Annotated in this window: 21 protein-coding genes; 13 read left to right on the top strand and 8 right to left on the bottom strand. The window is 51.7% G+C overall.

Features of this window, described 5'->3' with window-relative positions; translation table 11 throughout:
* Positions 1-44: 44 nt before the first annotated feature.
* Positions 45-1,355, bottom strand: a complete 1,311-nt coding sequence (rimO, locus tag P2H89_RS29625) for a 30S ribosomal protein S12 methylthiotransferase RimO (RefSeq protein ID WP_275834023.1) — start codon at positions 1,353-1,355, stop codon at positions 45-47.
* A 320-nt stretch (positions 1,356-1,675) separates the two neighbouring features.
* Here rimO and P2H89_RS29620 point away from each other — a divergent pair, with 320 nt between their 5' ends.
* Positions 1,676-2,152 (top strand): hypothetical protein, encoded by a 477-nt coding sequence (locus P2H89_RS29620; protein ID WP_275834021.1) that lies wholly within the window; start codon positions 1,676-1,678, stop codon positions 2,150-2,152.
* Positions 2,153-2,307: 155 nt separating this feature from the next.
* On the opposite strand, the gene ftsY is transcribed toward P2H89_RS29620, so the two are convergent.
* The 5 genes from ftsY to P2H89_RS29595 all read right to left on the bottom strand — a co-directional run bounded on the left by ftsY (position 2,308) and on the right by P2H89_RS29595 (position 4,560).
* Entirely contained in the window at positions 2,308-3,276 is a 969-nt protein-coding gene (ftsY, locus tag P2H89_RS29615; RefSeq protein ID WP_275834019.1) for a signal recognition particle-docking protein FtsY, read from the bottom strand.
* A 74-nt stretch (positions 3,277-3,350) separates the two neighbouring features.
* Entirely contained in the window at positions 3,351-3,524 is a 174-nt protein-coding gene (locus P2H89_RS29610; protein WP_275834017.1) for a DUF4295 domain-containing protein, read from the bottom strand.
* A 106-nt stretch (positions 3,525-3,630) separates the two neighbouring features.
* Complete coding sequence (gene rpmG / locus P2H89_RS29605) at positions 3,631-3,813, bottom strand: 50S ribosomal protein L33 (protein WP_275834015.1); 183 nt, start codon at positions 3,811-3,813, stop codon at positions 3,631-3,633.
* Between the two features lie 22 nt (positions 3,814-3,835).
* Positions 3,836-4,072, bottom strand: a complete 237-nt coding sequence (rpmB, locus tag P2H89_RS29600) for a 50S ribosomal protein L28 (protein ID WP_275834013.1) — start codon at positions 4,070-4,072, stop codon at positions 3,836-3,838.
* A 137-nt stretch (positions 4,073-4,209) separates the two neighbouring features.
* Positions 4,210-4,560, bottom strand: a complete 351-nt coding sequence (locus P2H89_RS29595; protein ID WP_275834011.1) for a hypothetical protein — start codon at positions 4,558-4,560, stop codon at positions 4,210-4,212.
* Positions 4,561-4,754: 194 nt separating this feature from the next.
* Between P2H89_RS29595 and ppk1 the strand changes: the two genes are divergently transcribed.
* From ppk1 to P2H89_RS29555, 8 genes are all read left to right on the top strand, one after another.
* Positions 4,755-6,869, top strand: a complete 2,115-nt coding sequence (gene ppk1, locus P2H89_RS29590) for a polyphosphate kinase 1 (RefSeq protein ID WP_275834009.1) — start codon at positions 4,755-4,757, stop codon at positions 6,867-6,869.
* Between the two features lie 30 nt (positions 6,870-6,899).
* Positions 6,900-7,805, top strand: a complete 906-nt coding sequence (locus tag P2H89_RS29585) for an exopolyphosphatase (protein WP_275834007.1) — start codon at positions 6,900-6,902, stop codon at positions 7,803-7,805.
* Positions 7,806-7,850: 45 nt separating this feature from the next.
* Positions 7,851-8,666 (top strand): 3-methyl-2-oxobutanoate hydroxymethyltransferase, encoded by an 816-nt coding sequence (gene panB / locus P2H89_RS29580; RefSeq protein ID WP_275834005.1) that lies wholly within the window; start codon positions 7,851-7,853, stop codon positions 8,664-8,666.
* 178 nt (positions 8,667-8,844) lie between these two features.
* Positions 8,845-11,430 (top strand): TonB-dependent receptor, encoded by a 2,586-nt coding sequence (locus tag P2H89_RS29575; protein ID WP_275834004.1) that lies wholly within the window; start codon positions 8,845-8,847, stop codon positions 11,428-11,430.
* A 392-nt stretch (positions 11,431-11,822) separates the two neighbouring features.
* Positions 11,823-13,346, top strand: a complete 1,524-nt coding sequence (locus tag P2H89_RS29570) for an aldehyde dehydrogenase family protein (RefSeq protein WP_275834002.1) — start codon at positions 11,823-11,825, stop codon at positions 13,344-13,346.
* Between the two features lie 166 nt (positions 13,347-13,512).
* Entirely contained in the window at positions 13,513-14,964 is a 1,452-nt protein-coding gene (locus P2H89_RS29565; RefSeq protein ID WP_275834000.1) for an OmpA family protein, read from the top strand.
* Positions 14,965-15,235: 271 nt separating this feature from the next.
* Positions 15,236-16,942, top strand: a complete 1,707-nt coding sequence (locus P2H89_RS29560; protein ID WP_275833998.1) for a S8 family peptidase — start codon at positions 15,236-15,238, stop codon at positions 16,940-16,942.
* Positions 16,943-17,104: 162 nt separating this feature from the next.
* Positions 17,105-17,665, top strand: coding sequence for a DinB family protein (locus tag P2H89_RS29555; protein ID WP_275833996.1), 561 nt, complete (start codon positions 17,105-17,107; stop codon positions 17,663-17,665).
* 132 nt (positions 17,666-17,797) lie between these two features.
* On the opposite strand, the gene P2H89_RS29550 is transcribed toward P2H89_RS29555, so the two are convergent.
* Together P2H89_RS29550 and P2H89_RS29545 are read right to left on the bottom strand one after the other, a co-directional pair.
* Positions 17,798-18,550 carry a DUF2520 domain-containing protein gene (locus P2H89_RS29550; protein ID WP_275833994.1) on the bottom strand — a complete coding sequence of 251 codons (753 nt, stop codon included), beginning with the start codon at positions 18,548-18,550 and terminating at the stop codon, positions 17,798-17,800.
* A 29-nt stretch (positions 18,551-18,579) separates the two neighbouring features.
* The gene (locus tag P2H89_RS29545; protein ID WP_275833992.1) at positions 18,580-18,807 is read right to left on the bottom strand and encodes a hypothetical protein; all 228 of its coding nucleotides are present in this window, start codon (positions 18,805-18,807) and stop codon (positions 18,580-18,582) included.
* On the opposite strand from P2H89_RS29545, the gene P2H89_RS29540 reads away from it, so the two are divergent.
* The 4 genes from P2H89_RS29540 to P2H89_RS29525 all read left to right on the top strand — a co-directional run bounded on the left by P2H89_RS29540 (position 18,793) and on the right by P2H89_RS29525 (position 23,634).
* Positions 18,793-19,638: an alpha/beta fold hydrolase gene (locus tag P2H89_RS29540; RefSeq protein WP_275833990.1), complete on the top strand. Its 846-nt coding sequence runs from the start codon at positions 18,793-18,795 to the stop codon at positions 19,636-19,638. The genes P2H89_RS29545 and P2H89_RS29540 overlap by 15 nt on opposite strands.
* Before the next feature lie 176 nt (positions 19,639-19,814).
* Positions 19,815-21,401: a flavin monoamine oxidase family protein gene (locus P2H89_RS29535; RefSeq protein WP_275833988.1), complete on the top strand. Its 1,587-nt coding sequence runs from the start codon at positions 19,815-19,817 to the stop codon at positions 21,399-21,401.
* A gap of 10 nt (positions 21,402-21,411) precedes the next feature.
* The gene (locus tag P2H89_RS29530) at positions 21,412-22,596 is read left to right on the top strand and encodes a histidinol-phosphate transaminase (RefSeq protein ID WP_275833986.1); all 1,185 of its coding nucleotides are present in this window, start codon (positions 21,412-21,414) and stop codon (positions 22,594-22,596) included.
* A gap of 45 nt (positions 22,597-22,641) precedes the next feature.
* On the top strand, positions 22,642-23,634 hold the full coding sequence (locus tag P2H89_RS29525; protein ID WP_275833984.1) for a Hint domain-containing protein: 993 nt from the start codon (positions 22,642-22,644) through the stop codon (positions 23,632-23,634).
* Positions 23,635-23,792: the final 158 nt, after the last annotated feature.

Raw genomic sequence — 23,792 nt, 5'->3', positions numbered from 1 at the left:
ATGGTTTGCGGTATTTAATCAGTTTTAGTACAAAATTCACTACCCTACCCTACTACTTCTCCTTCCAGGTCGTAGTCGTAGGCTTTGGTGATCTTCACCATCACAAATTCGCCCGGTATAAGGCGTTTGGTGCTGTTAATGATCACTTCGTTATCGACTTCCACACTGTCGAATTCTGTACGGCCCAGGTAACGGCCTGATTCTTTTTTATCGATCAATACTTTATATACCTGGCCTATTTTCTCCTGGTTCTTTTCGTAGCTGATCTCCTGCTGCACTTCCATGATCTCCTGTGCCCTGGCTTCTTTCTCTTCTGCCGGAACATTATCTTCCAGGTCGTGTGCCGAGGTACCTTCTTCGTGCGAATAGGTGAAGACACCTACGCGATCGAAGCGGTGCTGACGCAGGAAGTCTTTTACATCTTCCACATCCTGACGTGTTTCGCCGGGGAAGCCGGTGATGAGTGTGGTACGCAGGCAAATGCCGGGCACTTTTTCGCGGATGGTGGTGATCAGTTCATCCATTTCGGCTTTGGTGATCTGCCGGCGCATGGCCTTCAGCATGGGGTCGCTGGCATGCTGCAGCGGCATATCGAGGTAGGTACAGATGTTATCCCGTTCGCGGATCACATCGAGTATTTCAAGCGGGAATTTAGAGGGGTAGGCATAATGCAACCTGAGCCAGTGCAATCCTTTTACATCAGCCAGTTTATGCAGCAACTCGGCCAGCATACGCTTCTTGTAAATGTCCAGGCCATAGTAAGTAAGCTCCTGCGCAATGAGCATGATCTCCTTAACGCCCATTTGCACCAGGCGTTCTGCTTCCTGCACCAGTTGCTCGATGGGCTTGCTCACGTGGGTGCCGCGCATCAGGGGAATGGCACAGAATGAGCAGGTGCGGTTACAGCCTTCCGATATTTTCAGGTAGGCATAGTGTTTGGGCGTGGCCAGCAGGCGCTCACCCAGTAACTCTGACTTATAATCAGCTTCAAATTGCTTCAGGATCAGCGGCAGTTCCATGGTGCCGAAATAGGCATCCACTTCGGGGATCTCCGTTTCGAGGTTGTTCTTGTAACGCTCGCTCAGGCAGCCGGTCACATACACCTTATCGAGCTTGCCTTTGCGTTTCAACTCTACCTGGTCGAGGATCGTGTTGATCGATTCCTCTTTGGCTTTGTCGATAAATCCGCAGGTGTTCACGACTACGATGTTGTGGTCGAGTTTCTTGTTCTCATGCACCACGTCGATATCATTGGCTACGAGCTGACCGCTGAGCACTTCACTATCCACCATGTTCTTGCTGCAGCCCAGCGTAATGATATTGACCTTATCCTTTTTTAATGACCTCGTTTTCATAATATAATAAACAGCCGGCAAAGGTACAGCGCTTCCCTGATAAGTGGTAATTAAGTTGACGTTTTTGCCATCCGCTAAGGCTTTCCGGGCGCTTTGTTGCCCCTGATACTGGCCGCATCGGGCATTCCCAAACAGGGAAACAAGGGGTTTCAGGCTGCTGCGGCCGGTGATTGACTGACGGGTTGACCCTGACAGGCTTTCTGACCAATGTGTTAATTCATGGTTTTCAGGTACCTATAACCAGTATTTTTAGCCACCCAGTTGATTTAACGCACATTTGGCATAAAATTTATGATTACGTGCACAAACTTGAACTAAGCATGAAGAAAGTAACCATTATTGCAGTAGCTATGATCTGTTTGCTGACCCTCACGCAAACGGCCTTCTCCCAATCGACCGGTAGTGACTACAGAACAGCCCTTGGCGCCAAAGTGTATTTTGGCAACGGTACTTTGGGCGGTATCAACATCAAGCATTTTTTGAAGAGCAATGCCGCACTGGAAGGTTCTTTGCTTTTCGACAACGGCTATTTCGGCATTGAAGGCCTGTACGACTGGCATGGCGATATCAATGGCGCCACTGGTTTGAAATGGTATGTAGGCGGCGGTGGTATGCTGCTGTTCCCTACCAAGGACCATTATGATACCTGGTTTGGTCTGCGTGGTACTTTGGGGTTGGACTATAAGTTCACCGGAGCGCCCATCAACGTATCATTCGATGTTAACCCCACTTTTGAACTGGCTCCTACTACGGATTTCCATTTCTGGGGAGGTTTCGCGTTCCGCTTTGCATTCTAAGTCTATCAGAACATTTACATAGAAAAGGGCCTGTTGTACAGTACAACAAGCCCTTTTTTATTTGATCGAAGTCTGTTAAATGCGGGGTGCTTTTGCGGCAGACTATTTATTCGTTTCGATACCGGCTCTGCTGATTACTTCAAAGCCGGTTTCGCTTAATTATTCTTCTCGAGACTGAAGAGGCTGTCTACAAACTCGTGTTTGTCGAATACCAGCAGGTCTTCCATCTTCTCGCCCATTCCAATGAACTTCACAGGTATTTTGAATTGGTTGGCGATGGCCAGTACTACTCCACCTTTGGCAGTACCATCCAGTTTGGTGATGGCCAGTGACGTTACATCGGTAGCGGCGGTAAACTGGCGCGCTTGTTCGAGGGCGTTTTGTCCGGTAGAGCCATCGAGCACCAGCAATACTTCGTGTGGAGCGTCGGGTATATGTTTTTGAATAACGCGTTTGATCTTGCTCAGTTCGTCCATCAGGTGGGCCTTGTTGTGGAGTCGGCCGGCGGTATCGATGATCACGACATCCGATCCTTTCGATACACCGCTTTGCACGGTATCGAATGCTACGGAAGCAGGATCGGCGCCCATGCCCTGCTTCACGATGGGTACACCCACCCGTTCGCTCCAGATAGTGAGTTGATCAACGGCGGCTGCACGGAAGGTATCGGCAGCGCCCAGCAGTACAGATTTACCGGCTTTCTTGAAGTTGTAGGCCAGTTTGCCGATGGTGGTGGTCTTCCCTACCCCGTTCACCCCTACTACGAGGATCACGAAGGGTTTGGAAGGCAATTTGGATTCGAAAGTATAAGCATCGGCCTCGGGTGCTTCTACCAGGATGTTCTCGATCTCCTGTTGCAGGATGCCATTGAGTTCGCTGGTGTTGAGGTACTTGTCCTTCGCCACGCGCTTCTCGATGCGGTCGATGATCTGCACGGTGGTTTCGATGCCAACATCTGCACTTACCAGGGCTTCTTCCAGGTTATCAAGTACTTCATCGTCGACCGAACTTTTGCCGGCAATTGCCTTGGTTAGTTTTGACAGGAAACCGGTCTTCGTTTTTTCCAACCCGTGATCGAGGGTTTCTTTCTCTTTCTTGCCAAATAGCTTATTGAAAAGGCCCATACTGCTGAAGGTTTAATGAACACAAAAAGCTGTCCTTATCCAGAACAGCTTTTAATATTGTACTTACTTCCCACTTATTTTTGAGCCAGGAATTCCTTCACTTTCTCTTTGTGCACGATCTGCTCCTTGAAAGTGTAGGCACCAGTTTTGGGGCTACGTACGGCGCGAATCACTTTAGTCCAGTTTTTCGCTTCTGCTGAAGCCTTCGCATCCTTAACTTTCGCGTTTTTAGAAGCTGCTTTTGCCATATATACTTAATTTGAAAATTAGCGAATTTGAATTTGAAACAGAAGTACTGCGGTTAGGCAGCTGTACTAATTTCTATTCAAATTAGCACAATTTCCGATTGTCAAATTACTTGATCTCTTTGTGAACCGTAACCTTCTTCAGGATCGGGTTGAACTTCTTCAACTCCAGACGCTCTGGGTTGTTTTTCTTGTTCTTTTCGGTGATATAGCGGCTTGTACCGGGTTTACCGCTGGTTTTGTGCTCGGTGCACTCCAGGATCACCTGTACTCTGCTTCCTTTCTTTGCCATTGTTATAGACTTTTTACGTTATTTAGATTTTCTCGCCCTGAGCTCTCAGTTCCTTAACCACCACGCTTAAACCGCGCTTGTTGATGGTACGGATACCTTCAGTAGACAGTTTCAGGGTAATCCACTTGTCTTCCTCAGCCAGGAAAAAACGTTTGGTCTGCAGGTTAGGCAGAAAACGGCGCTTAGATTTGATATTTGAGTGGGAAACGCGGTGCCCAGACACTGGAACTTTACCTGTTACCTGACATACTCTAGCCATGACTTCAAAAATTTAGGACGGCAAAGGTAGCGATTGACAACGAATAAAGAAAAAGAAAATTGAGGTTTTTAGAACAAAGATTGTCCACAGTGTGGATTTCACACAAAAATAGGACAATATACCCCTTCGGGCAATGCTTATTTCTTGAGAATCAATACAAGGGAAATGACTGAAGCGATTATGGCGATCAATTGCCCCAGGGAAGTAAGGTAGATGGTACGGAGTAGTTCGGAACGGAGGCCTGACATATCTTCTTTTGTAGCGAACTTGGTATCCATATACGTTTTTAGATAACCAAACTCTTTGGTCATCCTATCATCAGTCTGTTTGAAATCTTTCTGCACCATTTGTTCGAAATGCTTTTGTTTCTCAGCCTGTTCGGCCTTCGTAAATTCCTGAATTACTTCCACCAATTCTTTTGCCTCTGCTTCCTGTAATTTAAGATTCTTCCTGAAAAGATCATACATACGGATATGGATCGTACTCATAAAGCTAAGCCAGTTTATCGTTGAATTTCTTTTGCCTCACAAACATAACAAATTTTTATTATCAATAAAAATCTTCATAAATGCGTTATTAGGCCCACAATTGCATGAAAAACAGGCTGATAATTAATAATTCCTTAATTTAAAGTTCGTTTTGCCTATCACATCTTTGGCAAAAGCGACGCTAAATGTTATCAATGAAACGCAAAACCATTGCAAGAGACATCAGCTGGTTGTCTTTCAACGGCCGTGTGCTGCAGGAAGCCGCCGACCCCAGCGTACCCCTGCGCGAAAGAATCAAGTTTTTGGGCATCTTCTCCAACAATATGGACGAATTCTTCCGCGTGCGTGTCGCCACCCTGCGCCGGATGACGGAAGTGGGCAGCAAGCTCCGGAATATGCACCTGGAACAGTCGCCCGATAAGATCCTGGACCAGATACAGCAGCTCGTACTGGAGCAGCAGGCCGAATTCAACCAGATCTTCGAAACCGTGCGCAAGGACCTGGCCCGCGAAAAGATCTACCTGGTCAACGAGAAACAGCTCAGCAAAGACCAGCAAAAGTTCGTGCAAACCTATTTCGAGGAGGAAGTGCGGTCCAATATCATTCCCCTGATGGTGGAAAGTATTCCACAGTTTCCCTATCTGCGGGATAAGTCTATCTACCTCGGCGTGGTGCTTTCGCGCAAAGACGGTACGCTGCGGCGTAAATACTCCATCATCGAAGTTCCCTCCAAGGCCATCGGACGGTTTATCAAGCTCCCTTCCCCTGATAATGAACATCATATCATATTACTGGAAGATGTTATCCGGTTCAACCTGAAGAGCATTTTCTCTTATTTCGGGTACGACCGGTATCAATCCTGGGTCTTTAAAGTGACCAAGGATGCCGAGCTCGACCTCGATACCGACCTGTCGACCTCCCTCATCCAGAAGATCGAAAAAGGGCTCAAGAACCGCCGCAAAGGCAAGCCCGTGCGGTTTGTGTATGACAAGGAGATGGACGACGGGCTCCTCGCCTACCTCATCCGCAAGCTCAATATCTCCCGTAAGGAAAGTGTGATACCGGGCGGGCGCATCCATAATTTCCGGCACTTTATGGACTTCCCCGATGTGTTTCAGAAGAAGGGGCAGCGGAAGAAACCATTCCTGCATCCCCTGCTCAAGAATACGATGCGGGTAACCGATACGGTGCTGCAAACGGACATCATGCTCAACTTTCCCTATCACTCGTTCAGTCCGGTCATCGACCTGCTACGCGAGGCGGCCATCGACCCGGACGTTACCACCATCAAGATCACGGCGTATCGGCTGGCTTCCAATTCGAAGGTCATCAATGCGCTGATCAATGCGGTGCGCAATGGCAAACACGTTACCGTGATGCTCGAACTGCGGGCCCGCTTCGATGAGGAAAACAACCTGGAGTGGAAAGAGCGGCTGGAGGAAGAAGGCGTGAAGGTGGTGATCGGCATTCCGAATATGAAAGTGCATGCGAAGATCTGTCTCATCAAGAAGCGGCAGAACAACCATACCATTCACTATGGCTTTGTGAGTACGGGCAACCTCAACGAGAAAACATCCTTTGTATACGGTGATCATTGTTTGCTGACGGCCGATCGTTTCATCATGGCTGATGTGAACAGGATCTTCAATTACCTGGAGCGGCCCAAGGAGGGCGCCAAATTTCTGAAGGCCTGCAAAACCCTCATCCCCTGCCCAACAGGTTTGCGCCGCGAACTCTCCAGGCTGATCAATAAAGAGATCCGTAATGCCCGGGCGGGTTTGCCGGCAGCCATCACCCTCAAGATGAACTCTCTTTCGGATGAGCAGCTCATCAGCTGCCTGTACGAAGCAGCGCGGGCGGGCGTGGAGATCAAACTCATCATACGCGGTATCTTCTGTATGTATTCCGAAAGCAAGAAATTTAAGATCGCGGTGAAGGCGATCAGCATCATTGATGAGTTTCTCGAGCATGCCCGTGTATTTATCTTCCACAACAACGGGCAGGAGAAGGTCTATATCTCTTCGGCCGACTGGATGGTGCGCAATCTCGACCACCGGGTGGAGGCTACCTGCCCCATCGTCGATGAGAATATTAAGAAAGTGTTGAAAAATATACTGGAAATTCAATTGAGCGATAATGTAAAAGCCAGAATTTTGGACAATGATCTCAGCAACCGGTATGTGCGCGATCGAAAACAAAAGAAAGTGCGCTCGCAGGTGGAGATCTATAATTACCTGCACCAGAAGACGAGTGCCGTATTGGGCACGCTACAATTGCCCGCAGCTTCTGAAGTTACGGCAGTGATCTGAGGCAGGTTGGTTGTCACACTAAACTAACCCATGAGACTGGCGGCTATTGATATTGGCAGTAACGCAGCGAGATTGCTGATCTCGGATGTGACCTTTCAGGACAACGGCAAACCACTGTTCCAGAAGATCAACCTCATTCGTGTACCACTCCGGCTGGGCTTCGATGTGTTCGAGCAGCGGGAGATCTCTCCGGCCAAGGAAGGGATGATCATGAACACGATGAAGGCCTATCGCCACCTGCTGGATGCCTACGAGGTACAACACCTCAAGGCGGCCGCCACTTCTGCCATGCGCGATGCCACCAATGCTGCCTCGATCCTCGAACGCATCAAAACAGAAACCGGTATCGAGATCGAGATCATCACCGGCGATGCCGAGGCTTCGCTGATCTACGAAAACCATATTGCCGAAAACCTCGATAAGGAGCACTCTTATCTCTACATCGATGTAGGCGGCGGCAGTACAGAACTTACTTTTTTCGCCGACAATAAACTCGTATTCAAACGCTCTTTCAATATCGGCACCATCCGCTTGCTGAAGAAGCAGGTCGATGACTGGCAGTGGGAAGAAATGAAGGAAGTACTGAAACGGGAAACCCGTGGCCATTTCAATGATATGGTGGCCATTGGGTCGGGCGGTAATATCAACAAGATATTTTCCATCTCCAAGCGTAAGGAGGGTAAGCCCCTGCAACTTGAATTGCTGAAAGACTACTACAAGGAGTTCAATAGTTTCACGGTCGAAGACAGGATGCGCCTGTATAAGCTACGGGAAGACCGGGCCGATGTGATCGTGCCGGCGCTGCAGATCTACATCAACGTGATGCGCTGGGCCAATATCCTGGAGATCTATGTGCCCAAGATCGGCCTGGCAGATGGATTGATCCAGCACCTGTATGAAGAACTTCGGCAGAAACGCAAGCTGCCTACGTTTTAATCGGCTTTTTCCTACCTTTCCGCCCGTTTCACCAAAAAATCCCTCATGTCTGTTAACAAAGAAGTAAAACGGATCACTACCAATACCCTGCAGAAAATGAAGGCCAACGGCGAAAGGATCTCGATGATCACCGCCTACGACTATTCCTTCGCCAAAATATTCGATGCAGCGGGTATCGATACGATCCTCGTGGGCGACTCGGCCTCGAATGTAATGGCGGGTCACGAGACCACACTGCCCATCACCCTCGATCAGATGATCTATCATGCATCGTCTGTGATCCGCGGCGTGGAGCGTTCGCTGGTGGTAGTAGACCTTCCCTTTGGTACCTACCAGGGCAATTCGAAGGAGGCCCTCAATTCGGCTATCCGCATTATGAAAGAAACCGGCGCTCATGCCGTAAAGCTGGAAGGCGGAGAAGAGATCGTAGAATCCATCAAGCGTATCCTGGCTGCAGGCATCCCCGTGATGGGCCACCTCGGCCTCACGCCACAATCCATTTATAAGTTCGGTACGTATACCGTACGCGCCAAAGAAGAAGCCGAAGCCAATAAGCTGCGCAGCGATGCGAAGATCCTCCAGGAATCGGGCTGCTTTGCGCTGGTGCTGGAAAAGATACCGGCCGTACTCGCCAAAGAAGTATCCGAAAGCCTGTTGATCCCTACCATCGGCATCGGCGCCGGCAAATACTGCGATGGGCAGGTGCTGGTGATGCATGATATGCTGGGCATCAATACCGAATTCAAACCCCGTTTTTTGCGCCAGTACCTCAACCTGCACGAGCAGGTAACCAAGGCCGTGAAAGGGTATATCAAAGATGTAAAGGACCGCGATTTTCCCAGCGAACAGGAACAATACTAGAATGCCCCGGTCCGCTACGGGCCGGCATTTCAACCACCATAGTCCACTTATTCACGATTTAGATAAGATTAGGTTCAATATGTGCAAGGTTGCCGTCTGATGAAGATGGCAACCTTGTTACTTTTATTGCGGTGTGCGGCAAATAGGTTAAATTACGAGTAACCAAACTGGACCTATTATGAGAAAAATGCTCCTCTTGCTGGCGCTCATTGCCAGTTCTTATCTGCTATCCGCACAAAACACTATTTCCGGTACCGTTAAAGACGCCAAGACCAAAGAACCGTTGGCCGGCGCCTCCATCAACCTCAAAGGAACCAACCAGGGCACCACCACCAACAACACGGGTGCTTTCAGCATCGCCATTCAGAAAGGCGATATCGTGATCATCCGCTACATCGGGTATGCCGGCCAGGAGATAGCGGCCGACAACCAAAGCAGCTGGGATATCGAACTTACCCCGAGTTCGGGCAACCTGCAGGAAATAACGATCGTGGGCAGCCGCCGGCTGGGCCGCACGGCTACTGAAACCGCCGTACCCATCGATGTCATCGACATTAAAAGCATTGCCCGGCAAACCGGTCGCTTCGATGTCAACAACATGCTTCAGTTTGCTACTCCTTCTTTCAATGCCAACAAACAATCGGGCTCCGATGGGGCCGATCATATCGACCCGGCCACGATCCGCGGCCTCGGGCCCGATCAGACACTGGTACTCATCAATGGAAAACGCCGCCACCAGTCGTCGCTCATCAACCTCTTTGGCACCCGGGGCCGCGGTAATACCGGCACCGATCTCAATGCCATTCCTGCCGCAGCCATCGACCGCGTGGAGATCCTGCGCGATGGCGCTTCGGCCCAGTACGGCTCGGATGCCATTGCGGGTGTCGTGAACATAAACCTCAAATCATCCGTGAATGAATTCACGGCCAATATCAATACCGGTGTATACGATGCCAAGAAGCACCGCTATGACCGTAATTACGATGGCGAAAGCTTCCAGATCAATGGTAATTATGGCACCAGGATCGGTGAAAAAGGTTTCGTCAACTTCACAGCCGATTACCTCACCAATGCCAAGACCAACCGCGTGCCGCCGCCCGGCGCCGTCACTTATCGCCGTGAGTTTGGCGATGCCTCTGCTGAAAGCTTCAGCGCTTTCTTCAACAGTGAAATTCCGCTTTCCACCAATACCTCTTTGTACGCATTCGGCGGCAGCAGCCATCGGTTTACCGATGCCTATGCCTGGTCGCGCGATGCAGATGACGATCGCAATGTAAAAGAGATCTATCCCAATGGTTTTGATCCGCGCATTCAATCGGCCATCGACGACAACTCTATTTCGGTGGGTGTACGTACCCAGCACGATGGCTGGAATATCGACTTCAACAATACCTATGGTAAGAATAAGATGCACTACTACGTAGATGGCACCCTCAATGCTACGCTGCTGGCCAAATCGCCTACCCATTTCGATGCCGGCGGTTTCTGGTTCTCTCAAAATACCACAGGCCTCAACTTCTCCAAACCTTTCGATGTGGCAGAAGGCCTTAACATCGCCTTTGGCGCCGAATACCGGGTTGATCGTTACAATATCTTCGCGGGCGAAGAAGGATCCTGGCAGAACTATGGCGTTATCGATACGGTGATCAACAATCGCGTGGTGAAATATGACAAACTGCTGAGGCCTGCGGGATCGCAAGGGTTTCCCGGCTTCCAGCCCCGCAATGAAGTAACGGCGAGCCGCACCAATTTTGGTGGCTATGTCGATGCCGAGCTCGATGTCACCAAGGCATTCATGATCTCGGGTGCCGTACGATATGAAAAGTACAGCGATTTCGGCAGCACGTTCAATGGCAAGTTTGCCACCCGCATCAAGATCGCCCAAGGCTTTAACCTGCGCGGTTCGATCAGTACGGGCTTCCGTGCCCCTTCGCTGCAGCAAACCTATTTCAATACTATCTACACCAACTTCGAGCAGGGTGTACCCATCGAAATATTGCTGGCCAATAACCTCAGTACGGTGACCCGCACGCTGGGCATTCCACCGCTGAAGGAAGAGAAATCGGTGAACGTGAGCGCCGGTTTCACGTCAAAGCCGTTTAAGAATGTAACCCTCACCGTAGATGGCTACCTCATCAACGTGAAGGACCGCATCGTGCTCACCGGCACCTTCGACCAAACCGATCCCGATATTGGCGGCGACCTGGCGGCGCTGAATGTAGGTGCTGCCAACTTCTTCACCAATGCCATCGACTCACGCAATATTGGTTTGGATGTGATCCTCACGCACAGCGGTCACGTTGGCAATGGCCGCCTCAGCACTACGCTGGCTGCCAACTTCAACAAGCTCACGATCGAGGCCATCCATACTGCTCCCAAACTCGTAGGCAAAGAAGAGAATTACCTGAGCGAACGGGAGAAATCGTTCATCATTGCTTCTGCGCCCAAAAGCAAGATCAACCTGACGGTGGACTATACCATCAATCGCTTCAGTGCTACTGCCCGCCTCATGCATTACGGCGAAGTGACCTTGCTGGGTTATGACGACCTGCCCAATGTGTACGGCGCCAAACTCGCCACCGACCTCATCATCGGCTATCGTTTCTCGCGCAACGTGGCCATGTATGTGGGCGCCGATAACGTGTTTAATGTATACCCCGATGCGCAGGACCAGGAGAATACCGAAGAAGGGGGGTTATGGGATTCGGTGCAGATGAATTTCGGCGGCCGCCACTATTTCGCGCGGCTCAGTTTTACTTTCTAAACTTTCGTTATAGAGTCCCACCGGAGGCCGTTCCCGTAACAGGGAGCGGCTTCTTTTTTTACCTGGGCCGCACAGCCGGCCCGACCCGATGGTGCTGCCATTTGCTATTGCAGGATGTCTCGTAGATGTCTCGTATTTGTTTCGTTGATGTCCCGTATATGTCTCGTCTCTTAAAGAGACGGAATATCTACGGCACAACTACCCGACAACTATGGGTCAACAACGGAACATCTTTGTGTATGCCCTACACCAGCCGGGCATCCGCCTGCCTTACCCCAGCCCTCCACTCTAACCTCCACAAAATCAACCCATCACTCCGACCAAAGGCTTCCAACGCTTCCAGATCGCCAAGCGCCCTTATTCCGTACTTTTGCCTCCTTAACAAAAACTATATGGATTTTCTTGCTGCATTGAAAATTAAGGCCAACAACGCCGGGGTAGCTACCGGCAAGACGTGGATCAACACTACTGGTCAACCCATTGAATCCTATTCGCCGGTGGATGGAAAACTGATCGGCTCCGTTCAACCCGCCGATCAACCCAGCTATGAAGCGGTGATCGCCAAAGCCCAGGAGGCTTTCCTGGAGTGGCGCCACTGGCCCGCCCCCAAACGCGGCGAGATCGTTCGCCAGATCGGTGAGGCCCTTCGCCAATACAAAGAGCCCCTCGGCAAACTCGTTTCCTACGAAATGGGCAAAAGCCTCCAGGAAGGTTATGGCGAGGTACAGGAAATGATCGATATCTGCGATTTCGCGGTAGGTCTTTCCCGGCAGCTCCATGGTTTAACCATGCACAGCGAGCGACCTGCGCACCGCATGTACGAGCAGTGGCATCCCCTGGGTATCGTGGGCATCATCTCCGCCTTCAATTTCCCGGTAGCCGTGTGGAGCTGGAACACCATGCTCGCCTGGGTATGTGGCAATGTGTGCATATGGAAACCGTCCGAGAAAACACCGCTTTGCGCTGTGGCCTGTCAGCACATCATCGAAGAGGTATTTGCAAAAAATAATGTTCCCGAAGGCGTTTGCGGCCTCCTGGTAGGCAACCGCGACGTAGGTGAATGGATGGCTGCCGATGGTAGAATTCCATTGGTATCGGCCACCGGATCCACCCGCATGGGTAAGGCCGTAGGAGCTGCTGTAGGCGCACGCCTGGGCAGGGCCCTGCTGGAGCTGGGCGGCAACAATGCCATCATCATTTCGAAAGATGCCGACCTCGACATCGCAGTGCGCGGCGCCATCTTCGGTGCGGTAGGCACGGCCGGTCAGCGTTGTACCACCACCCGCCGCCTCATCATTCATGAAGACGTGTACGATACCGTTAAAAATAAACTGGTGGGCGCCTACAGGCAGTTGAGCATTGGCGATCCGCTCGATGAAAAGAACCATGTGGGTCCGCTCATCGATACCGACGCCGTAAAACAGTACCAGGCCTCCATCGAAGCCTGCAAAAAAGAAGGCGGGCAATTCGTGGTAGAAGGCGGCGTACTGCAAGGTAACGGCTACGAAAGCGGCTGTTATGTGAAGCCGGCTATTGCCGAAGCGCAGCCCGGTTATGCCATCGTGCAGCACGAAACCTTCGCCCCTATTCTTTACCTGCTGAAGTACAAGACCATTGATGAGGCCATCGCCATCCAGAATGGGGTGCCCCAGGGTCTTTCTTCGGCCATCATGACGCTCAACCTGCGCGAAGCGGAACAATTCCTTTCGCATGCGGGCAGCGATTGCGGTATCGCCAATGTGAACATCGGCACTTCCGGTGCGGAGATCGGCGGCGCGTTTGGCGGAGAAAAAGAGACCGGTGGCGGCCGCGAAAGCGGCAGCGATGCCTGGAGGGCTTATATGCGCCGGCAAACCAATACCATCAATTATTCGACCCAATTGCCTTTGGCACAGGGGATTAAGTTCGACCTGTAAAAATATCTGATGGGAGGTTGCCCAAAATCCTCCCCAGGTTATACTGGAAAAGCCTGCCGGACAGTGGTTCGGCAGGCTTTTTTTGCGGGATGGCCGCCTTATCCGGTCTCCCCTTATACTTTTTTGTTGCCCAATTCGTTAGTAAGGTTTGGAAAGCCAGTACTGTATGAAAAAATCGTTTACCCTGCTGTCCTTATTGGTGATCATTGTTTCCGGCCAGGCCCAGTTGAGGGTAGCTGTGCTGGGTGGTCCCCATTCTGCCTCTGTGAAAGAAACCAACAGCCTGCCCGGATGGAATACGAAGGTGAAACCCTTCTACACCAGCCGCAGCGGTCTCAACCTGGGTTTCCTGGCCAATTTGCCCCTCAACGAATCGGGCAACCTGGCTTTGCAGCCGGGCTTCTTCTTTATGTCGAAAGGCCGCAAATTTCAGCAGGTATTCGACACCACCGTGACCAAGACCGACACGCTGAACTATAAGTCCAACTTTTTTACCAATTACATCGATATCCCGTTCAACTTCACGCTGAAGTTGCCCATGAGCAAGAAAGCCAAATTCTTCCTCAGTGCGGGTCCGTATGTGAGCTTCTTCTTCAGCGGTAAGATCAATTCCGAACTGCTGGTTGCCCCCACCGATACGAGTCTGAAATTCTCCAAATCGGACGACGAGATCGAAGTGGGTAAAGGCACGCACAAAGCCAAGACTTTCGACTTCGGCATCAATGGCCGCGTAGGTTTTGAGCTGGGTAATGTGATCATTTCCGGCTTTTACAGCCAGGGATTGTCCAATTTCTTCCAGGCCGACTACGACGGCACCTTCAAACACCAGGTGATCGGCGCTTCTGTTGGCTTCTGGCTCAATAAGTCGCAACCTGCCGCGCCGAAAGCACCCAAGGATAAAGACAAGGACGGCGTTCCTGATGACCAGGACGCGTGTCCCACCCTGCCCGGATCGGCCCTTACCAGGGGTTGCCCCGATAAGGATGGTGACGGTATAGCCGACCAGGTGGATAAATGCCCTTCGGAACCTGGCGTTGCCGCTTATAACGGCTGTCCGGTGCCCGATACCGATAAGGATGGGGTGAATGACCTGGCCGATAAATGCCCCAACGAAGCAGGTCCTGCCTCGAATAATGGTTGTCCGCTTCCCAAACCCGAACCCGATACCGACGGCGATGGCGTGATCGATAAGGAAGACCAGTGCCCCACCGAAGCTGGACCGAAGGACTACAAGGGTTGCCCCGTACCCGTGATCAAAGAAGATGTGTTGCAGAAGATCAACTACGCCGCCCGCAATATCCAGTTCCAGAAAGGCAGTATCAAGCTGGATGCCAGCTCGTACCCGGCGCTCAATGAAGTAGCCGACGCGCTGAAAAAGTATCCGAAACTGCGCCTTTCGATCAACGGGTATACCGATAACAGCGGTTCGGCTACCGCCAACCAGCAACTGTCGCAGAAACGTGCCGATGCGGTGAAGAAATACCTCAACGAAAAAGGCATTGCAGCCGACCGCTTGAGTGCGAAAGGACATGGCCCTGCCAATCCGATCGCCGACAACAAGACCCCAGCCGGCCAGATCAAGAACCGCCGCGTGGAATTAAACCTCGAAAGTCAATAACGCATTACGAAATATTCATAGGCCATTCATGTAATCTTATCACATGGATGGCCTTCTTTTTATATTTTGGCGTACAGGAATGGTTAGAAAATGAAGGTCTTACGTTCTCTGCAAAAGGCAGACCGCCAAAACCGGTCTGCTATTTGAAATAGGTAGCGTGCGGATCCATCGATTTTAACGTTAATAAATAGCAAAAAACGAGATATTTGCCATTTGCATCGAACGAATGGGGTCGATAAAACATCTGAGAGTAAGTAATAAATCAATCACAATGATCAAACCGGTAAAAGTTACAGGGCTGGCTGTCGCCCTTGTGTTGACAGGAATTGCATCGCAGGCGCAACAGGACACACATGCCCAAACCGAGGAATTACCCAAAGGCTGGCATTTGCTCGACAAGGCAAAGGACGGTTATTATGGTATCAGCGTTGACAAAGCCTATGAATTCATCAAATCCAAGAACCTGAAAGGTAAAACCGTGGTAGTTGCGGTGATCGACTCGGGTGTGGATACCCTGCATGAAGACCTGAAGGAGATCCTGTGGAAGAATCCCAAGGAGATCCCCGGCAACGGCATCGACGACGACGGCAACGGCTATGTGGATGATGTGTATGGCTGGAACTTTATCGGTAATAAGGACGGCCGCAACCTCAAGCAGGATTCTTATGAGGGCGCCCGTGTATATCATAAGCTGAAAGCGAAATACGACGGCAAAAAGTGGGATCCCGCTTCCCTGAAGGGAGATGATCTGATTGAATACAATACCTGGTTGAAAGCGAAAGCCCGCATTGAAGGCGGCGGCGACGAACCACAGATTGACCTCACGCTGCTGAAGCGTTTGCTGAGGGGCGCCCAGAAAGGCGACAGCATTCTGCAGGTAGCCATGGGTAAAGAATCCTTTACCGGCAACGACCTCGATACCCTGAGCGCTAAAACACCGGTAGACAAAGCTGCCAAAGAGAACCTGCTGTACCTGTTCCGCGCCAACCAAAGCATGGAGCAAAGCAATAAGGAACTGATCGGCGGCTTCGAAGAGTTTGTAAGTGGTGAGGAAAGAAAAGCAGAAGCGAAAGACAAAGTGCCACCCAGCTACCGCAAAGATGTAGTGGGCGACAACGAAGACGATATCAACGATAAATACTACGGTAACCCCGATGTGATGGCTTCTACGCCTTTCCACGGCACACACGTAGCCGGTATCATCGGCGCGGTGCGCAACAATGGCAAGGGCATGGATGGTGTGGCCGACAATGTGCGCATCATGATGATCCGTGCGGTGCCCGATGGCGATGAGCACGACAAGGATATTGCCCTGGCGATCCGTTATGCGGTCGACAATGGGGCAAGGGTCATCAACATGAGCTTTGGTAAAGACTTCTCTCCGCAAAAGAAATGGATCGACGATGCGGTACGTTATGCCGACAGCAAAGGTGTACTGCTGGTACATGCTGCGGGTAACGATTCCAAGAACGTCGATACAGCCGATAATTTCCCCAATGCTGCCTTCCAGGATGGAAAAGGCCGCGCTACCAATTGGATCACTGTGGGCGCCAGCGGCGACCCCAAGGCCGGCGGCATTACCGCCTCTTTCTCTAACTATGGCAAGAAGGAAGTGGATGTGTTTGCACCCGGCGTACGTATCTACTCTACCATTCCCGGTACTACCACCTATGGCAATGCCCAGGGAACCAGTATGGCATCGCCTGTAGTGGCGGGCGCTGCTGCCTTCCTGCTCGAGTATTTCCCTTACCTCACTCCCGAGCAGGTCAAGTTCTGCCTGGAGAAATCGGCCCGCGTGCCCGAGGTGAAGGTGAACAAGCCCGGTACCGATGAAGAAGTACCACTTACCGAGCTCAGCAGAACCGGTGGTGTGATCAATGTGTATGAAGCCGCGAAGATTGCAGCCACCCTGCAACCCGTAAAGGCTGCTCCACAAAAGAAAACGCCCAAGCCTACTTTGCAGAATAAAAAAGGTTAATACAGGAGCCGTTACGGCGCTGGATTGAAATATATCAATGGAAAGGCGTTTATGGTCTACGGACTGTAAACGCTTTTCCATTTAAGGGCAATCCGTATGGGACGTTTAAGCGGGTTTCGGGATGTGGACCATTTTCAATAGCTTTAGTTAAAACAAATCTGTATGGCCAGCCGCAAAGACATTATCGTTTCAGAAGCCTTTATGAACTATGTCAATGCCGTTTCGGAGAACAATGTAGAAGATGCTTTGAGGAAGAACACGCGGAGATTCCGGAAACTGCTCAGGAACATTCCCAAAAAGAAGATCAACTATGCGTATGCCGAAGGCAAGTGGACGCTGAAAGAACTGCTTCAGCATATTGTAGATGCGGAAAGGGTCTTTGTGTTTCGCGCCCTGCATTTTTCGCGCAAAGACAACACGCCCCTGCCCGGGTTTGATGAGAATGTGTGGGCCATTACCGCCAAGGCGCCGAAACGCAGCTGGGGCGACCTGATCGATGAGTTCACGGCCCTGCGTGCTTCTACGGAACTATACTTTCAGTCGCTCGATGAGGATCAATTGACCGCAGGCGGAACAGCCAATGGAAAGGCATCCAATGTACTGGGGTTGGGGTTTGTATGTGCCGGCCATGTGGCGCATCATATGAACATCATCAAGGAACGTTACCTCAATGAGTATCCGGCAAAGAAGAAAAAGGATAAGAAGAAGTTTGAGCCAAAGTAAGGTGAAGAAAGGCATCGAGGCAACTGAGGCAACAAGGCACAGAGGCACAGAGGCATCGAGGCGTATACTTGATATTCTTTTCGCTGAATGCGCTAAGTGAACCAACTGTAGGATTCCGTGGTAGGCGCCCCCTTACCGCTGAATGCTTTTCGTGAACCACGCATACAGCTCCTGCAGCTCGCCGTGACTGGCCAGCAGTTCGAGGTGCTTTTGAATAGTGGGTTCATCGTGGCGGATGGCGGGGCCTGTTTGCGCGTCTTTGGGCGACCCGTACTGCAGGCGATCGGCTACCTGCTGAATGAGGGGATGCAGCAAGGCAAAATCGGCCTGCTCGGCCTCACAATACCGCTCTGCCAATGTATACAGGTGATTGGTAAAATTGCTCACCATCACGGCTGCCACATGCAATTTCAATCGTTGCTCATCGCCCGCTACGCCTACCTGGCCCGAGAGCCCCGCCGCAAAGCTGCGCAGCCCTTCAATATCCTCTTCCCTGTTCGCATCTACCAGGAAAGGGATGGCCGGCAACTGCTCCATCGAAGCACGCAGGCTTTGTAAAGGATACAAGACCCCATAACGATCGCTGCTCGCTTTTAATACTTCCTTTGATACCGACCCGGCAGTATGTACCAATAATTTATGCCTGAGTGTTAGTCCTGCCGCTACGGAAGCGATGGCTGCATCTGCAACAGCAATGATGTAGAGATCGGCTGTTTGATCGAGTTGCGTAGTGGTCGTTGTATAGTTGGCTTCCCATTGGTGGGCGAGCTTTTGCGTGGAAGCCGCCGTGCGGCCCACCACCTGCACCAGCTGGTGCCCTGCTGCTTTCATTTTTCTGCCTAAAATAGTAGCCACATTACCCGTGCCGATCATTACAATGCGCATAGTCCGAATTATGGCGGCAAGCTACGGGATTATGCGGAAAACCGTACGCGGGCGATGGGGATCGTGAGGGGGGCGGTGGGGATCATGCGGGGGGATACAGTCCAGGCGATAGGATCACTACCACCCTCGTGGCGACGGGTGGCCCGGCGGCTTTCGGTGAACGTGGCCTGTACCGTAGAGTGCCTGGTTGGTACCTGTCGTTGGCTGGCCGTGTGGCTTTGTTGTGTTAACTTGCCGCTTCGATGAAACTCGCGCAACAACTGGTGGTGAATTATTTTCGGGCCAAACTGAATATGCTGGCCCTCGTGTCGAACAAGCTGGCGGCGCGCAAGGCCTTCCACCTTTTCTGCACGCCCCTGCGCAAACCCAAGAAGCGAAAAGCACCGGGCGTTTTCCAGCGAGGCGAGGAACTCTCCTTCCCGCTCGACGGCATTACCGTATGCGGCCACCGGTGGAACCATCCCCGTCCGCACAAAATACTCATCGTGCACGGCTTTGAATCGACCGCTAAAAACTTCGACCGTTATATCACCCCGCTCATCCGCAAGGACTATGAAGTGCTGGCCTTCGACGCGCCGGCCCATGGCAGCTCGGGCGGCAAGCAGATCAACCTGCCCCTCTATGTACGCACCCTGCAGGAGATCAACCGCCTGTACGGCCCCATTCAGGGCTTTATGGCGCATTCGCTGGGCGGCCTGGCCCTTATGCATTTCATCGAGACCCTGCCGCACGACGAGCGTACCAAAGTGGCTCTCATTGCCCCGGCCACGGAAACCACGTCTGCCATTGATTCCTTCTTCCGCTTTCTCGACCTGCCCAAAGGCGTGCGCACCGACTTCGACCAACTGATCTTCGATATCTCGGGCTACTGGCCTTCGCATTATTCCATCCGCCGCGCCATGCAGCAGGTGCAGGCCCAGGTACTTTGGTTTCATGATGAACAGGACGAACTGACGCCCCTCTCCGACGCGCTCAAAGTGCGCGACGATCAGCATCCGCATCTCTCCTTTGTGATCACCCAGGGGCTTGGCCACCGCGCGATTTACCGCGATAATAAGGTGACGAAGCAGGTCGTGGAATTCCTGTAGGTATATTTCCTGCGCACGATCAATTTCCGCTAAGGGCTGGTTAATCAATGCAAAAGCGGCTTCCACCGGTGCTTATTCATCATATCATTTTAACGTTCATCTATTATCTCCCGCTTTGCGACTGAATATTTTCTAAATTGACATCAGTTTCATCAACGATTAATCTTTTTTATCATTTGAACCAGCTCACACGGAGAAAATTCCTACAGCACAGTAGCCGGCTGGCGGGTGGTGCGTACCCCGCTATGATGGCACTCGGCCTCCTTAAGGATGCCCCTGCCCATGCTTTTGAACTAACCGGCGACGCCCCTAAAGGCGAACATATCATCATCCTGGGCGCCGGCCTGGCCGGACTCACCGCCGCTTACGAACTCCAAAAACTAGGATATCGCTGTACCATACTGGAGGCCCGCAACCGGGCCGGCGGCCGCTGCTGGAGCGTGCGCAAAGGATCGGTGCAACAGGAAACCGGCAACTCGGACCAACAGGCACAATTCGACGAGGGCCTTTACTTCAATGCCGGCCCTTCGCGTATCCCCCATCATCACCAGATCAGTTTACACTATTGCAAGGAACTCAACGTGCCCTTGCAGGTATACAACAATGTGAACGAGTCGGCCTATTATTTCAGTGAAGGAAAGGGTCCGTTGAGCAATAAGAAAGTGCGCGTGCGGGAAGTACACAACGATGTGCGCGGTTACCTGAGCGAACTGTTGGCGAAAGCCGTAGACAGTCAACAGGTAGATGCCGCCCTCACGAAAGAAGACGCGCAGAAGGTAGTAGAATACTTGCGCGCCGAAGGCGGCCTCGACATCGATAAACTATACAAGGCCTCGGCGCGCAGGGGTTATATCGAAGCGCCCGGCGCGGGTGAAAAGGCCGGCCGTATTGGCGAGCCGCACACCCTGGCGAATATCGTGCGCTCCGGCTTGCTCGATCCCGACTTCTACAATGTGGCCGAATATACCTACGAACTGCAGATGACGATGTTCCAGGCCGTGGGCGGTATGGACAAGATCGCGCAGGCATTCGAAAAGAAATTAACAACACCCATCCGCTACCAGGCCGAGGTAACGGCCATCCGCAATACGGAAAATGGTGTGCAGGTGAATTATACCACGGCCGCCGGCAAGCAATCGATACAAGGCGATTATTGTATCTGCACCATTCCGTTGCCGGTGCTCAGCAATATCGAACACAACTTCTCATCCGGTGTCAGCCGGGCCATCGACTATGCCAACTATATCAAAACGGGTAAGATCGGTTTGCAGTTCAAACGGCGTTTCTGGGAAGAAGATGAACACATCTTCGGCGGCATTACCCATACCAACAATGAGCTGACGCAACTCTTTTACCCCAGCAACGATTACCTGGGTAAGAAGGGCATACTCATCGGTTATTACAACTTCAATGAGAAAGCGCGGCAGGTAGGTGACCTGGCACCGGCCCAGCGGCTGCAACTCGCTTTGCAGAAAGGCAAGCTGATACACCCGCAATACGACAATGAGTTTGAAAACGCTTTATCAGTGAGCTGGCATAAGACCCGTTACAATATGGGCGGCTGGGCCGTGTACAGCAGCGAGGAAAGACAAACGAATTACAAGGCATTACTGGTGCCCGACAAGCGCACCTATTTTGCCGGAGAACATACTACGTACCTGAACTCGTGGATGGCGGGCGCTTTCGAATCGGCCCGTGTGGCTACTACGGCCATCCACGGACGTATCACCGACCAACGACTCACCTATCCGAAACAACACTAAATCTACTATTATGAGTACGCCCATGAATCGCCGTCAACTGCTCAAAACAGGCGCCCTGCTCACCGGAGGCCTCGGACTGCTGCCTCCACTGGCCGGTAACCTGCTGGCTGCAGGAGGCCACCCCGCTCCTGCTGACATGTTCGACGCATTGCGCCACCATGCCACCGACGAATCGGTGATGCTGGCTGCCCCGCCCGAACTGAAGGCCCGCCTGGCTGCCAACGAAAATCCTTTTGGACCTTCGCTGAAAGCGAAGAAGGCCATCCAGGAATCGATCGGTGAAGGCAACCGCTATCCGTTTATGATCGGTCGCGAATTGCCCAATAAGATTGCTGCGTATGAAAATATTCCGTCTTCACAGATCCTGATGAGTGCCGGCTCCTCTCCCATCCTCCTGGCTGCAGCCATGTACTTTAGCAAAGACGGTGGCAATGTGGTAACGGGCGATCCTTCGTACGACGACCTGCCCGACAAGGCGGAAGATTTTAAAGCGAAGCTCATCAAAGTACCGCTGACGGCCGATTACAAGCTGGACCTCGATGCGATGGAGAAAGCCATCAATGCCGATACGAAGCTGGTGTATATCTGCAATCCCAACAACCCAACGGCAACGGTGGTGGATACGGAGAAGCTAAGGTCATTCTGCGAACGCGTATCGGCCAAAGTGCCCGTGTTCATCGATGAGGCCTATATCGATTACCTCGACGATCCCAAGGCGGCCTCCATGATGGATTGCGTGCGCAAGGGGCAGAACGTGATCATTGCGCGTACCTTCTCCAAGCTCTACGGATTTGCAGGATTGCGCGTAGGTTATGCCGTGGGGCAGCCAGCTACCATCCGGGCACTGGGCAATTATACCAATGGCATCATGTCTATATCCGTGACCTCGCTGAGTGCAGCGGTGGCTGCGTACAATGATTTCGAGTACCTGCATGAGGCAAAGGCCAAGACGCAGGCTTCGAAGAAGTTCCTATACGAAGTGCTGGAAAAAGAGGGTTATACCTATATACCATCGGCCGCTAATTTTGTGATGTTCCCCATCAAGATGGACAGCAATAAGTTTGGTATGGAAATGTTCAAGCGTGGCGTTGCCATCCGCACCTGGAAGTTTTCGGGCAAGGAATGGTGCCGCATCAGCCTGGGCACGATGGAAGAAATGCAGGAGTTCGCCAAAGCATTCCGGGAGATCTCTTAAAGCACTCCCTATTCATTGAATCATCTACTATTTGAGCAAAATATTATGAAGGCAATTACCTTATCGATCGCATTCGCCACTGCCGTACTGTTCACGCAGGGGCAAGACAAGCCGGCGCGCACACTGAGTCTGGAGGAATATGAAAAGGCGAAGGCCTTCACCGTGAAGGACCTCGACAACGACACCTATGTGAAGTTCGAGAACACGTACGTGCTCGACCGCTACGAGAGCCGCAAGCCTTATTTCATTACGGGCGACGATGGCAAGAAGAAACGCATCGACATCTATAAGCTATTGGCCAAGGAAGGCATGCAGGACCTGGGCATTATGATCTTCTACACCAACGAAAAGGGCACGCTGTACAAAGCCTGTATGCCCAACTTCACGGCCGATGCCAAGGTATGGAACAAATACTTCGAGGATATCCATGCCATCGATAAGCAGGAAGCATTCTTTGTGCTGAAGCTGTCGTATGTGTTATCGAAGGAGTTTGGTTTCCAGTTGTACAAGGCGGCGAATGCGGGCAAGGACCTGAGTAAAGAATCGGGCACGTATGGCAATGACATCTGCTTTCCCGGCACCATGCAGGTGAGCATGGCCGACGGCGGTACAAGGGCGTTATCAACTATCCGCCCCGGCGACCGCATCCTTACCCTCGACCCTGCCACGCAGCAGCCGCAAGTGGTAACCGTAAAAGAGCTCACCAGCCATGTACCGGCCAATTACGCGATCACCCAACTGACGCTCCTTAGCAATATTGAAAACCAAACAGCTACGGGTACGGTAGTAATGCAATCGGTAAAGACCTTGCATGCCACGCCCAATCATCCGGTGCTCACCCGCGGCGGGCAAATGAAGATGGGCGCCCTGAAAGCAGGCGATGAGATCCTGTGCCAGGATGCACGCAGTGGTCAGTACCAGGCGTTTACCGTATGGCACAAGGCCGAAGCAGCCGGTGGCCTGCAAAAGGTATATAATATCGTGGCCGATGGCGGCAGCACCTTCGTCATGAACGGGGTGATGGTATTACAGAAATGATTGAACGTAAATAACTTGCAAAACCCGGCCATGCGTAGTGCAAGGCCGGGGTTTCTTTCTATAAAATAGTCCCGAACGGATCAAAAATTGTGCAATTTGAACAAATCATATATACTAAATTGCATACAGGTTCAGGATCACAGAACGGTCGGGCAAGA

It is taken from the genome of Paraflavitalea sp. CAU 1676 (assembly GCF_029223285.1).
In the GTDB taxonomy this organism is placed as follows: domain Bacteria; phylum Bacteroidota; class Bacteroidia; order Chitinophagales; family Chitinophagaceae; genus Paraflavitalea.
The sequence above is the reverse complement of the archived record's forward strand: the minus strand, read 5'-3'. Positions and strand labels throughout refer to the sequence as shown.